The following is a 12693-nucleotide window of genomic DNA, read 5'->3' on the forward strand; positions in this document are numbered from 1 at the left end:
CGCGGGACGGCCGGATCCGTTCAGTGTGCCCGCGGCGGCGCGGTCGACTCCCGCACCACCAGCCGAGTGGGCAGGATCACCGGCCGCGTCGGCGTGTCGCGGCCGGTTTTCGCGCCGGCCTGCGAGGGCACCAGCCCGGCGTACGGGTCGGCGGCGCGTACGCCGAGCGGGTCGAGCAGGATCCGGGCGGCGAGCAGGCCCTGCTCCGCCGCGGGTTGGGCGATGGTGCTCAGCCCGAGCGCCCCGGCGAGGTAGTGGTCGTCGACGCCGATCACGCTGACGTCCTGCGGTACCCGCAGCCCGGCGTCGCGCAGCGCGGTCATCGCGCCCATCGCCATCTCGTCGCAGGCGGCGAAGATCGCGGTCGGCAGCTCGCCGCGGGCCAGCAGCTCGGTGGCGGCCCGGGTGCCGCCGTCGATGGTGAACTGCGACTCGATGTCCAGGGTCGGGTCGGGCCGGATCCCGGCGGCCCGCAGTGCCTCCTGGTAGCCGCGGCGGCGGTCCAGGTGCGTGGTGAAGGCGAGCTCGTCGTCCGGGTCGCCGGAGATGTGCGCGATCCGGGTGTGGCCGAGGTCGAGCAGGTGCCGGGTGGCGCTGCGGCCCGCCGCCACGTCGTCGATGCGTACGCAGGGCCAGCCGGGAACGCCGCTGCCCGAGCTGATCGTCACGCCGGGCAGGTCCAGCTTGGTCAGCGCGGTCACGTCGGCCGGGCGCAGCGGGGTGGCGACCAGGATGATCGCGTCCACCCGCTTGTGCAGGTCGGCCGTCCGTAGCACCCGCCGCCGCGTCTGCTCCCGACCGCCGAGGTTGTAGAGCAGCAGGTCGTAGCCGTTCTCGTGGAGATGGTCCTCGACCGCCTCGACCACCGTCGCGAAGAACCAGCGGGTGATCCGGGGGACCACCACGGCCACGGTGCCGGTCTTCCCGCCGGCCAGTCGGGACGCGCTCGGCGAGACGGCGTACTGGAGCTGCTCGGCGGCGGCGAGCACCCGGTGCCGGGTGGCGGCCGAGACCGTCGGGAGGCCGCGCAGCGCCCGGGAGACGGTGGCCGTGGAGACCCCGGCCAGGCGGGCGACGTCGTCAATCTTGGTCATCATTGTTCCCCGCTCCGGCCCGCGCCCCGCCGCCGCCGGGGTCGGCGGCGGCGGAGCAGCGGGTCAGCCCTTGACGCTGCCGGCGAGCAGGCCCCGCACGAAGTAGCGCTGGAGGGACAGGAACACGATCAGCGGTACCACGATCGACACGAACGCACCGGAGGTCAGCCGCTGCCACTCGTTGCCCCGGGTGCCGGCCATCTCGGCGAGCCGGACGGTCAGCGGGGCGGTCTCGTTGCCGCCACCCGCGAAGATGAGCGCGACCAGCAGGTCGTTCCAGACCCAGAGGAACTGGAAGATGCCGAACGCGGCCAGGGCGGGCGTGATCAGCGGCAGCACGATGGTGCGGAAGATCTTCGGGTGCGTGGCCCCGTCGACCCGGGCCGCCTCCATCAGGTCCGACGGCAGCTGCGAGATGAAGTTGTGCAGCAGGAACACGGCGAACGGGAGGGCGAAACAGGTGTGCGCGAACCACACCTGCGCGAACTTCTGCTCGTCGACGAGATCCCAGGCCGGGAGCACCTGGACACCGGCGACGGTGACGCCGGTGGAGAAGAACTTCAGCAGCGGCACCAGGGCCATCTGCAGCGGAACGATCTGCAACGCGAAGATCGCGATGTAGAGCCAGTCCCGCCCCTTGAAGTTGATCCAGGCCAGCGCGTACGCGGCCAGCGCCGCGAACGCCGTCGGGAAGAGCACCGACGGGATGGTGATCGCCAGGGAGTTGATGAAGTAGCTGGCGAGCTGACCCGACGAGGAGGACGTGCTGAAGAGGACCTGCTGGTAGTTCTCCAGCGTGAACTGCGGGTCGGTGAAGAACGTCCACCAGCCGGTGGTCTTGATCTGGTCCTCGGGCCGGAACGAGGAGATGAACAGGCCGAAGGTCGGAACCGTCCAGAGCAGCGCGATGACGATCGAGACCAGCGTGGCGGTCCGGCTGTTCAGGCGCTTGCGGACCCGGCCGATCCGGGTGGTCTTCCCGGTTGCCTGGACGCCGGCTCCGACGGTGGGCGTGGCGGTGGTCATCTCAGCCCTCCCGCTGCTGACGCAGGTTGCGGATCTGGTAGATCACGATCGGGATGACCAGGACGAAGAGGAAGACCGCGAGGGCGGAACCCTGCCCGTTCTGGCCGTACCGGAACGCCTGGTTGTACATCTCGTTCGCGATCACGCTGGTGTCGTAGTTGCCGTTGGTGGCGGTCCGGACGATGTCGAAGACCTTGAGCGTGGCGATGGAGAGCGTGACCACCACCACGATCAGCGCCGGCCGGATGCTCGGCAGGGTGATCTGCCAGAACATCTGCCACGGGCTCACCCCGTCCAGCCGGGCCGCCTCGACGATGTCCGCCGGGATGGCCTTGATCGCGGCCGAGAGCACCACCATCGCGAAACCGGCCTGGATCCAGACCATGATCACGATGAGCAGGAAGGTGTTCAGGGGCGATTCGAGCAGCCACTGCTTCGGCTCGCCGCCGAGGCTGACCACCATCTGGTTGAGCAGACCGATCTGCTCCTCACCGTCGCCGCGGTAGGCGTAGACGAACTTCCAGATGATGCTGGCGCCGACGAACGAGATCGCCATTGGCAGGAAGATCAGGGACTTGGCGAGCGCCTCGAGCCGGGCCCGGTCCACCATCACGGCGTAGATCAGGCCGAACGTGGTGGCGACCAGCGGCACCAGGAGCACCCAGATCAGGGTGTTGGTCAGCACCTGGACGATCGCGCCGTCGGAGAACATCCAGCCGTAGTTGCGCAGTCCGACCCAGTTGTTGCTGCCGGAATCCATGAAGGAGAGCAGCGTGGTGCGGATCGCGGGCACCACCAGCCCGACGAGGAGGAACAGCAGCGTCGGCAGCAGGAAGAAGAGCGCGAACAGCCCCTCACGCGGCTTGCGCCGGCGGGGCAGCGGGGCGCCGCTCGTCGCGGCGGCGACCAGCTTCGCCTCCCGGCGGCGGGCGAACCAGGCCGGCACCACGTCGAGGAGCAGGAGCAGCCCGCCCACCACCGCGACGAAAGCGATCAGCCCGTACATCAGCATGAGGAACTTCGGCTGTTCCTCCGCGAAGTCGAACTCCATCGACCCTCCCAGGGGTTGGATCGAGCGGTGGTCCGGCCCGCGGGCGCGGACCGGACCACCGGCTCAGATCACTTCGGCCAGCTGCTCTCGATGCCGTTCAGGACCGTGGTGGTGTCCTTGCCGTTGATCCAGTCGACCATGCCCTTCCAGAAGGTGCCCGCGCCGACCGCGGCCGGCATCAGGTCCGAGCCGTCGAAGCGGAAGACGGTCTTCGGGTCCTGCAGGATCTGGACGGAGAGCTTGTCCACCGGGTTGGGCACGTTGTTGATGTCGAGCTTCTTGTTCGCCGACAGCCAGTCGCCGATCTTGGCGCGGCTGTTGACGTACTCGCCGGAGGCCAGGTAGGTCTGCACCGCCTGGACCTCGGGACGGTCGGCGAAGGCCGCGACGAACTCACCGGCACCCAGCACGGGCTTGCCCTTGGCCGGGTCGATGGCCGGGAAGTAGAACGCGAAGACGTCGCCGTCCTCGGCCACCTTGGTGCCCTGCGGCCACTGGTTGGCGTAGAAGGACGCCTGGCGGTGCATGGCGCACTTGCCGGCGGTGATCGGCGTGCCGGCCTCCTGGAAGGAGGTGGTGGCGATGCTCTTCACGCCGCCGAAGCCGCCGTTGACGTACTTCTCGTTCTTGAGGATGGTGCCGGCCTTGTCGACGGCCGCGACGACCTGCGGGTCGTTGAACTTGATGCCGTGGGTGGTCCACTGGTCGTAGACCTCGGGGCCCGCCGTCCGCAGCATCACGTCCTCGATCCAGTCGGTGGCCGGCCAGCCGGTGGCGTCACCGGACTCGATGCCGGCGCACCACGGCTTCGTGCCGCTCGCCGCGATCTTGTCGCTCAGGGCGATCATCTCGTCCCAGGTGGTGGGGACGGTCCAGCCCTTCTCCTTGAAGGTCTTCGGCGAGTACCACACGTACGACTTGACGTTGGAGCCGAGCGGAACGCCGTAGAGCGTGCCGTTGACGGTGCTGTACTTCAGCCAGTCGGGGGTGAAGTTCTGCTCCGCCAGCGCCTTGGTGTCGGCGCCGACCGGCTTGAGCTTGCCCGCGTCGGCGAACCGCTTGAGCAGGCCCGGCTGCGGGATGAAGGCCAGGTCGGGGGCGTTGCCGCCATCCACCCGGACGCCGATCTGGGCCTCGAACTCGCCCGAGCCCTCGTGGTCGATGTCGATGCCGGTGCAGTCCTCGAACTGCTTCCAGGACTGGTCCAGGCGGTCGGCCTCGATGTCCCGGATCGACGAGTAGATCGTGACCTTCTTGCCGTCGTGGCCCTGGTACTTCTCGTATGCGGCGCACTCCGCGGAGCTCGCCTTGCCGCTCTTCTTGTCGTTGCCCGTGCCGCAGGCGGTGACGCCGAGCGCCAGGCCCAGCACGCCGGCGATCGCGAGAGCCTGGCGCGATCTGGCAAACGCCATGCCGATCTCCTTCCTTGCCGGCGCGTGGGGGAAATCGAACCCGCGCCGGTCCGATGGTCGTCCCCACATGTAAGCGCTTGCATCCTCGCTGGTCCACCCCCTGTCGGACACGGCCCGGTAACAATCCGGAAACCCGCTCACCGGCCGTGGACGCGCTCCCACGCTCCGTTCGTTCCGGCGCCGGGAAGGCCCTTCCCATCGATGGAGCTTTCTGTCACCCTGACCCTAGGAAATCGAAAACTTTCAACATAGGAGGTAGTGGATGCGCAAGCGGTGGTTCACCCTGGCGGCCGTGGGCGCGGTCCTCGCGGCCACGCTGGTGCCGGCGACCCCGGCCATGGCGGCTCCGACCTTCAAGGTCCCGTTCCCCTGCAACCAGTCCTGGTCCGGGCAGACCCGGTCCGACCACAGCCCCGCCTACGCCATCGACTTCAACCGGACCGACGACCTCGGCGACCCGGTGGTGGCCAGCGCGCCGGGCACCGTCGACCGGGTGACCGACCTCGGCGGCACCAGCTACGGCAAGTACGTCCGGATCGACCACGGCAACGGCTACACCACCTACTACGCCCATCTGAACGGCTTCAACGTCTCGGTCGGGCAGACCGTCGGCTACGGCAGGGTGATCGGGTACGTCGGCAGCACCGGCGGGTCCACCGGGCCGCACCTGCACTACGAGCAGCGGCTCAACGGCAACGACATCCAGGTCCGGTTCAACGGGGCGCTCGCCCTCTACTGGGGCACCAAGACCTACACGAGCGACAACGGCTGCTCCGGCACGAACACCGGCGAGGGCACGGTGAACACGGCGGGCGCCGCCCTGACCGTCCGCTCCGGCCCCGGCACCGGCTACGCCGCGGTCGGCTCGGTCGCCGACGGCGCGAAGGTGACCATCTACTGCCAGACCACCGGCACCACGGTCACCGGCACCTACGGCACCAGCTCGATCTGGGACCGGATCGGCACCGGCAGGTACGTCTCCGACGCGTACGTCTACACCGGCTACGACGGGTTCATCCCGGGCGTGCCGCGCTGCTGACCGCAGCACGCCGGGGTCGTCGTGCCCGGAGCACCTGTCTGGGAGGACGGAGCTCTCGGGTTCGACGACCCCGGCGGGTCAGGGGTGGTCAGGACATGTCGGTTAACTGAAGATGCTGACGCCACCCGGGCCGACGAGCAGACCGACGATGATGAGGACGATGCCCCACAGGATCTGCCGGCGGAACAGCGCGAGAATGCCGGCGACCACCAGTACGACTGCGAGAATCCACAGAATCAGCTCCATGGCCGCTGAGTACCCGGCCGTCCGATCCGGGAAACCTGCTCCTCACTCCAGATGATCTCCCAGGTGGAAGATGCTGTACGCCTGCTTGATGACGGGGTGGGCGACGTTGCGGACCCGGACCCCACCCGGCGTGGTGCCCCGCTCGGTCCCGTGGTGGGCGTGCCCGTGCAGGGCCAGTGCCGTGGGTGCCGAGTCGATCGCCTGCCCGAGCTGGTAGCAGCCGAGGAACGGATAGATCTCCAGCGGCTCGCCGGCGAGGGTGTCCGGCACCGGGGAGTAGTGGGTCAGCGCCACCAGCAGATCGCACTCCAGCCCGCGCAGCGCCGCGCCGAGCGCGTCCGCGCTCTCGGTGGTGGTGTGGACGAACGCCTTCATCTCCGGCTCGCCGAAGTCGCTGGCGCAGCGCCCGGCGAACCCGCCGCCGAAGCCCTTCACCCCGGCGACGCCGAGCCGCCCGCCGGCACACTCCAGCACGATCCCGGTCCCCTCCAGCACGGTGATGCCGACGTCCTCCAGCACCTTCACCACCTGCGGCACCTCGTCGCACTGATGATCGTGGTTGCCGAGCACGGTGATCACCGGGACGCCCAGGTTGCCGAACTCCTGCGCCACGCAGCGCGCCTCGGACTCGGTGCCGTGCCGGGTCAGGTCGCCGGCGAGCAGCAGCACGTCGGCACAGTCCGGCAGCTCATCCAGCGCCGGCCGGAACCGGCCGACGACGTCCTGGTCCAGGTGCACGTCGCCGACGGCGGCGATCCGGATCACCATCGATCCTCCCTCACGGCAGCTCCTCGACCTGGCTGGGCGCCTGCGTACGGATCACCCCGATGTCGCTGGTGATCGGCTCGTCCGGGAACCGCTCGGCGACCCGGCGCAGGATCTCCTCCCGCCGGTGCGGGCTCTCCACCTCGCCGTAGAGCACCAGGCCGCGCTCGCGGCGGACCACCGTGATGCCCTGTTCGGCGACGGAGGGGTCCTCGGCCAACAGGCGGTGGATCTCCGCCTCCACGTACTCGTCGGGCGGCCCGCCGCCGTGCTGCTCGGTCACGCTGTCTCCCTTCCTCCGGACGCGCCCTCGGGCAGCACGTCCAGCCGGTCGAGCAGCACCAGGAACGCCTCGGCGTACGGCGAGTGCTGCGTCTCCTTCCGTACCCGTTCCCAGTCGATCTGTTCCCGCAGCGAGCGGGCGAGCGGCAGGGCCCGGGCGAAGTCGCAGTAGTGCTGCTCGAAGCTGAGCAGCTTGTGCACCATCAGCTGGCTGGCCGAGAGGACCGGCATGTGGATCGCGTCGACCGGTCGCACGACGGTGTCGGCGAAGGTCTCCTCGGTCACCGGGGTCTCGATCGGCCGGTGGATCAGGTCCACCATCCGCCCCTCGTCGTAGACCTTGACCAGCCAGTCCTCCGGCGGGCGCTCGGCGCGGAAGCCGGACTCGACCAGCGCCTCCAGGGCCCGGTCCACGTCCTGCTCCCGGATCAGGAAGTCGACGTCGTGGTCGCTGGAGTGACCGCCGTGGGCGTAGACGGCAAAGCTCCCGCCGAGCGCGAAGGGGATCTCGGAGTGCTTGAGCACGGCGGCGACCTTCTTCAGGGTGTGCACCAGGCTCTCGTCCCCGCGCTCGGCCATCTGGATCTCCCGTCGTCGTGGGTGGCGGTGGGAATGAAGTTGCGTACCCGGCGTGCCGGTCGGTCACACCTCTTCCCGGCACGGCGGGGCGGGAGGGGGACGGGAACGGACAAATCCCCACGGCGGAGCGCCCGTCGGATAGCCTCGGGAAGGTGGCCAGGTCACTGCGGGTGCGGCGCGGCAGGGCCCGACTGCGCGCCGTCGCCCTGATCGGCATCGACGGATCGGGCAAGACCACCCAGGCTCACCGGCTCGCCGAGGCGCTCACCGCCGCCGGCCAACCCGCCACCTACCACCGCAACGCCGGCGGCCGGCGCTGGCTCGGCCGCCTCGCCCACCGGCTCGGCCGGCCCGACGCCCAACGTCTCGTCGGGCGGGAGGGCCTGCTCGCCGTCGAGTCCGTGCTCCGCTGGCTCGCCATCGCCCTGGCGATGCTGAGCTGCCTGGCGACCGGCCGCACCGCGGTGATGGACCGCTACGCCGCCTGCCAGTACGCCAGCATCCGGGCGCACGGCGGGCAGCGCTGGGAGCGGCTGGCCCGGGCCGGCTACCGCATCTTCCCGGCGCCCCAGGTCACCTTCCTGCTCACCGTGGACCCGGCCGAGGCGTACCGGCGGATCGAGCGGCGCGGCACCGACCACGAGAGCATGAGCTGGCTCACCACCGCCGCCACCGCCTACCGGACGCTGCCCGAGTACGGCAGTTTCGTGGTGGTCGACGCCAGCGGCACGCCCGAGGAGGTGTCCCGCCGAATCCAGGACCACCTCACCGAGTGGCTTCCCGGCGACCCGCCGGCCGAGGGCACCCGCCCGCCCGCGGGCGGCGCCGGCCGGGACGGTCCCGTCCCGGCTCAGGCCCGCCCGTAGACCGGGATGCTCGCCCCGCTGGTCGGCGCGGACTCGTCGGAGGCCAGGAAGCGGATCACCCCGGCGATCTCGGCCGGCGGCACCCAGCGCCCATGGTCGGCATCCGGCTGGGCGGCCCGGTTGGCCGGGGTGTCGATGACGCTGGGCAGCACCGTGTTGCACCGCACGCCGTGCTGCCGGTACTCCACCGCGACCGCGTTGGCGAAGGCGACCACCGCCGCCTTGGCGGTGGCGTAGCCGGCCGCGCGGGCAAAGGGCGCCACCGCCGCCCGCGCCGACACGCAGACCACCGCACCGCCGCCGGCCGCCGTCAGGTGCGGCAGCGCCGCCTGGGTGACCAGGTACGTCGGGCGTAGGTTGATCCGCAGCATCCGGTCGAACTCCTCGACCGGGGTCTCGTGCACCAGCCCGCCGCTGGCGTAGCCACCGACGAGGTTGACCACCGCCCGCAGCGGCGCGGTCGGGTCGGCCGTGGCCGCCTCGACCGCGCGGGCCACTCCGGCGGGTTCCAGCAGATCCGCGACGACGCGGACCGGTCCGGACGTCGCCGGCGTCGTCTCCCCGCCCTTCCGATCGGGTACGACCACCCGCCACCCGGCCTTCAGGAAGGCGGCGGTGACCGCGCCGCCCAGCCCGCCCGTGCCGCCGGTCACCAGCACCGTGCGCTCCACCATGGGCACACGCTAGCGGCCCGGTCCGCTCGTCGGTGGCCCGGGCGCGATCCGGCCCGCTCGACGCCGGCGGCCCTCGTCCGGCGGGTCGGCCCGGCCGTCCGGCGACGCGTGCCGGCCGTCCGGCCGGGGCGCCGTGGACGACGGCCCGTCCGCTGGTGGGCCGGGGTGGCCGAGTCGACCGGACCGGAGGAGGCGGCCGGGCTGCGGGAATGGGACCCTTGCCGCGCGGGACCCGCGCGGAAGGCGGTACTTTTCCCGATACGCGCCGTCATGGTTGACGGTCACGCCTCATGAAAGTAAGTTTCATCCGTGGCGAAGAGTCCGAAGATTTCTGCGAGTCACGAGCCCGGTGGACTGATCGTCCACATCAGTGGCCTGCTCCCGTCGCTGTCCCCGGCCGAGCAGCGGGTCGCCCGGCTGGTCGTCGCCGATCCCGCGGACGCCGCCCGGCGCACCATCACCGACCTCGCCACCGCCGCCGAGACCTCGGAGGCCACCGTCATCCGGTTCTGCCGGTCGGTCGGCATGGACGGCTACCCCCAGCTACGGATCCGGCTCGCCGCCGAGGCCGCCCGCCGGATCGAGCCGCCGGACGCCCGGGTGGTCGGTGGCGACATCCCGCCCGGCGCCGACCTGGCGCAGATCATCGCGACCATCGCCTTCAACGACGCACGGGCCGTCGAGGAGACGGCCGAGCAGCTCGACCCGGCGGTCTGCGAGCAGGTGGTCGAGGCGATCGGCGCGGCCGGCCGGATCGACGTCTACGGCGCCGGCGCCAGCGGCTTCGTCGCCTCCGACTTCCAGCAGAAGCTGCACCGCATCGGCCGGACCGCCTTCTACTTCCCCGACGTGCACACCGCGCTGACCTCCGCGGCCCTGCTCGGCCGGGGCGACGTCGCCGTGGGCATCTCGCACACCGGCACCACCTCGGACGTCATCGAGGTGCTGGAGCAGGCCCGGGCCCGGGGCGCCACCACGGTCGCGCTGACCAACTTCCCGCGCTCGCCGATCACCGAGGTCGCCGACTTCGTGCTGACCACCGCCGCCCGGGAGACCACATACCGCTCCGGGGCGATGGCCAGCCGGCTGGCCCAGCTGACCGTGGTCGACTGCCTCTTCGTCGGGGTGGCCGCGCGTAACCGGGCCAAGGCCCGCAAGGCACTGGAGGCGACGGCCGAGGCCGTCCAGTCGCACCGGGTGGGCTCCGGCCGGAGGCGGGCATGACGACGGGCCGGATGGAGCGGGACGAGGTGGACGCGATGCGGCCCGTGGTGCGGGTCGGCGCGCCGACCGAGCGGCGCAACCCGCACAGCCTGGACCTCGACCTGATGTCGACCCGGGACGTGCTCACCGTCATCAACGAGGCGGACCGGCGGGTGCCGGCCGCGGTGGCCGCCGTGCTCGACGAGATCGCCGAGACCGTCGACCTGGCGGTGGCCGCGCTGCGCGGCGGTCACCGGGTGCACTACTTCGGCGCCGGCACCTCGGGTCGACTCGGCGTGCTGGACGCCGCCGAGCTGGCCCCCACCTTCAACTCGCCGCGGCACTGGTTCTGCGCCCACCTGGCCGGGGGGCCGGAGGCGATGTGGCGGGCCGTGGAGGACGCCGAGGACGACGAACGCGGCGGCGCCGCCGAGGCGGCCGAGTGCGTACGCCCCGGCGACCTGGTGGTCGGGCTGGCCGCCAGCGGTCGCACCCCGTACGTCCTCGGGGCGCTCGGCGCGTCCCGGGCTCAGGGCGCCTCGACCGTGTTGCTCTGCGCCAATCCGGAGGCGGACGCCGCCTCGACGGTGGACGTCTTCATCGGGGTGGACACCGGACCGGAGGTGGTCACCGGGTCGACCCGGATGAAGGCGGGCACCGCGCAGAAGCTGGTGCTCAACACGTTCTCCACGGCCGTCATGGTGCGCCTCGGCCGGGTCTACTCGAACCTGATGATCGACATGGTGGCCACCAACGCCAAGCTGCGCGGCCGGATGATCTCGATCCTGATCGAGGCCACCGGCTGCCCCGAGGAGCTCTGCCAGGCCGCGCTGCAACAGGCCGACGGTGACCTCAAGACCGCCCTGGTCTCCCTGGTCTCCGGCGCGGAGGTCTCCGCCGCCCGGGCCGCCCTGGCCCGCTCCGCCGACCAGGTACGCGGCGCGCTGGCCCTGCTCGCCTCCTGACCGCCCTTCCGCACCCTCCCGCCGCCAGATGCGACGCGCGTCACGCTGCCGGGGGGACGTGTCGCGCGCTCCGGATTGTTCAAGGAGGCGTGGGGTAATCCTCACCCGTGGCTGAACCGACCGGCCCACGGACGCGTATCTCGCAGTGACCAGGATCGCAATGACGCGGTGACGCGGGTCGCTGTGTTCATGGAATTCGCAATGGTGCGATTCCGTGGGCGGACGACGATTCCGCTGCTCCGATGCCCTGCCACCAGGGCGTACGGGAGCCACCCGAGCAGGGGTCCTGACAGCAAACATGGACCGGGCTCTCAGCTACTACTCAGGCATTCGTGACAGTTTCGGCTCACGACATGGAATCCCCGACGCGTCTCATCTGTTGTGTAGGTGTCAGCACCTACGGGCACAGCGGAGGTTACGGGGAGGGCTGATGAACGTGGGGATGGCAAGGAACCGGGCAACCGGCGCGAGCGAGGGGACCGTGGCAATCGTGGACAAGAACATCGGCATGCGTACCGACGAGGTCGCCGAGGAGCGGGACCTGGTCGGCGTCTACCTGCACGAGATCTCCCGGACGCCGCTGCTGGACGCCGCCAAGGAGGTCGACCTCTCCAAGGCGATCGAGGCCGGCCTGTACGCCGAGCACCTGCTCGGCGAGGACCGCGTTCCCGACGGCGTCGACCGGGAGGACCTGGAGCGGCTGGTCGTGGAGGGTGAGCGCGCGAAGGACCTGTTCATCCGCGCCAACCTGCGGCTGGTCGTCTCGATCGCCCGCCGCTACGTGCGCTCGGGCATGCCCATGCTGGACCTGATCCAGGAGGGCAACACCGGCCTGGTCCGGGCGGTCGAGAAGTTCGACTACGAGCGCGGCTACAAGTTCTCCACCTACGCGACCTGGTGGATCCGCCAGGCGATCAGCCGGGCGATCGCGCAGCAGGAGCGCACCGTGCGGCTGCCCGTGCACCTGGTCGAGGACGTCAACCGGATGCGCAACGTGGCCCGGCAGCTCACCCGTGAGCTGGGCAGCGACCCGGAGCCGGAGCAGATCGCGGCGGCGCTCGGCGTCACCGTCGAGCGGGTCAACGAGCTGCGCCGCTGGTCGCAGGACACCGTCTCGCTGGACACCCCGGTGGGCGACGACGGCGACACCAACCTCGGCGACCTGGTCGCCGACAGCGACGCCCCGTCGCCGGAGGAGATCGTCCTCACCGGCCTTGAGCGGCAGCGGATCGAGGGTCTGCTCAACCACCTCGACGACCGTTCGGCCGGCATCATGCGGGCCCGCTACGGCCTCGAGGACGGGCGCGAGCACTCGCTGACCGAGGTCGCCTCGCGGTTCTCGCTCTCCCGGGAGCGGATCCGCCAGCTGGAGATCCAGGCCCTCGGCCGGCTCCGTGAGCTGGCCCGGGCCGAGGGGCTGCAGGCCGCCTGACCTGGTAACAATTGACACGACGAACGGCCGGCGTCCGATAGGGGGACGCCGGCCGTTCG

The 12693-nt window shown here is 71.0% G+C and carries 13 protein-coding genes and 1 pseudogene; 5 read left to right on the top strand and 9 right to left on the bottom strand.

The annotated features are described in order from the left end of the window. Positions 1-20: 20 nt before the first annotated feature. From Q2K19_RS17035 to Q2K19_RS17050, 4 genes are all read right to left on the bottom strand, one after another. On the bottom strand, positions 21-1094 hold the full coding sequence (locus Q2K19_RS17035) for a LacI family DNA-binding transcriptional regulator (protein WP_302762238.1): 1074 nt from the start codon (positions 1092-1094) through the stop codon (positions 21-23). Between the two features lie 63 nt (positions 1095-1157). After that, a complete protein-coding gene (locus Q2K19_RS17040; RefSeq protein ID WP_302762240.1) occupies positions 1158-2120 on the bottom strand; it encodes a carbohydrate ABC transporter permease in 963 nt (320 codons plus the stop codon). A 1-nt stretch (position 2121) separates the two neighbouring features. Further along, positions 2122-3171 (bottom strand): carbohydrate ABC transporter permease, encoded by a 1050-nt coding sequence (locus tag Q2K19_RS17045; RefSeq protein ID WP_302762242.1) that lies wholly within the window; start codon positions 3169-3171, stop codon positions 2122-2124. 68 nt (positions 3172-3239) lie between these two features. Beyond that, on the bottom strand, positions 3240-4583 hold the full coding sequence (locus Q2K19_RS17050) for an ABC transporter substrate-binding protein (RefSeq protein WP_302762243.1): 1344 nt from the start codon (positions 4581-4583) through the stop codon (positions 3240-3242). A gap of 262 nt (positions 4584-4845) precedes the next feature. Here Q2K19_RS17050 and Q2K19_RS17055 point away from each other — a divergent pair, with 262 nt between their 5' ends. Next, entirely contained in the window at positions 4846-5622 is a 777-nt protein-coding gene (locus tag Q2K19_RS17055) for a peptidoglycan DD-metalloendopeptidase family protein (protein WP_302762244.1), read from the top strand. A 102-nt stretch (positions 5623-5724) separates the two neighbouring features. Here Q2K19_RS17055 and Q2K19_RS17060 read toward each other — a convergent pair whose 3' ends face one another. The 4 genes and pseudogenes from Q2K19_RS17060 to Q2K19_RS17075 form a co-directional block, all read right to left on the bottom strand. Beyond that, positions 5725-5868 carry a GPGG-motif small membrane protein gene (locus Q2K19_RS17060; RefSeq protein ID WP_167537057.1) on the bottom strand — a complete coding sequence of 48 codons (144 nt, stop codon included), beginning with the start codon at positions 5866-5868 and terminating at the stop codon, positions 5725-5727. Next, positions 5859-6636: pseudogene (locus Q2K19_RS17065) on the bottom strand (metallophosphoesterase family protein). Before Q2K19_RS17065 ends, Q2K19_RS17060 begins: the two are co-directional and overlap by 10 nt. Positions 6637-6646: 10 nt before the next feature. Then, positions 6647-6916 carry a hypothetical protein gene (locus Q2K19_RS17070; protein WP_302762249.1) on the bottom strand — a complete coding sequence of 90 codons (270 nt, stop codon included), beginning with the start codon at positions 6914-6916 and terminating at the stop codon, positions 6647-6649. Then, positions 6913-7494, bottom strand: a complete 582-nt coding sequence (locus tag Q2K19_RS17075; protein WP_302762251.1) for a nucleotidyltransferase — start codon at positions 7492-7494, stop codon at positions 6913-6915. Before Q2K19_RS17075 ends, Q2K19_RS17070 begins: the two co-directional genes overlap by 4 nt. Positions 7495-7646: 152 nt before the next feature. Between Q2K19_RS17075 and Q2K19_RS17080 the strand changes: the two genes are divergently transcribed. Beyond that, positions 7647-8360, top strand: coding sequence for a dTMP kinase (locus Q2K19_RS17080; protein ID WP_302762252.1), 714 nt, complete (start codon positions 7647-7649; stop codon positions 8358-8360). On the opposite strand, the gene Q2K19_RS17085 is transcribed toward Q2K19_RS17080, so the two are convergent. Further along, complete coding sequence (locus Q2K19_RS17085) at positions 8345-9034, bottom strand: SDR family NAD(P)-dependent oxidoreductase (protein WP_302762254.1); 690 nt, start codon at positions 9032-9034, stop codon at positions 8345-8347. The two genes, Q2K19_RS17080 and Q2K19_RS17085, sit on opposite strands and share 16 nt — an antisense overlap. 309 nt (positions 9035-9343) lie before the next feature. On the opposite strand from Q2K19_RS17085, the gene Q2K19_RS17090 reads away from it, so the two are divergent. The 3 genes from Q2K19_RS17090 (at position 9344) to Q2K19_RS17100 (ending at position 12634) form a co-directional block, all read left to right on the top strand. Further along, positions 9344-10258, top strand: coding sequence for a MurR/RpiR family transcriptional regulator (locus tag Q2K19_RS17090; protein WP_302762256.1), 915 nt, complete (start codon positions 9344-9346; stop codon positions 10256-10258). After that, on the top strand, positions 10255-11202 hold the full coding sequence (murQ, locus tag Q2K19_RS17095; RefSeq protein WP_302762258.1) for an N-acetylmuramic acid 6-phosphate etherase: 948 nt from the start codon (positions 10255-10257) through the stop codon (positions 11200-11202). The genes Q2K19_RS17090 and murQ overlap by 4 nt, the downstream gene beginning before the upstream one ends. A gap of 442 nt (positions 11203-11644) precedes the next feature. Next, on the top strand, positions 11645-12634 hold the full coding sequence (locus Q2K19_RS17100; protein ID WP_189197923.1) for a sigma-70 family RNA polymerase sigma factor: 990 nt from the start codon (positions 11645-11647) through the stop codon (positions 12632-12634). Positions 12635-12693 lie beyond the last annotated feature (59 nt).

Origin of the sequence: Micromonospora sp. NBRC 110009, from assembly GCF_030518795.1 — a bacterium.
Classification (GTDB): Bacteria; Actinomycetota; Actinomycetes; order Mycobacteriales; family Micromonosporaceae; genus Micromonospora.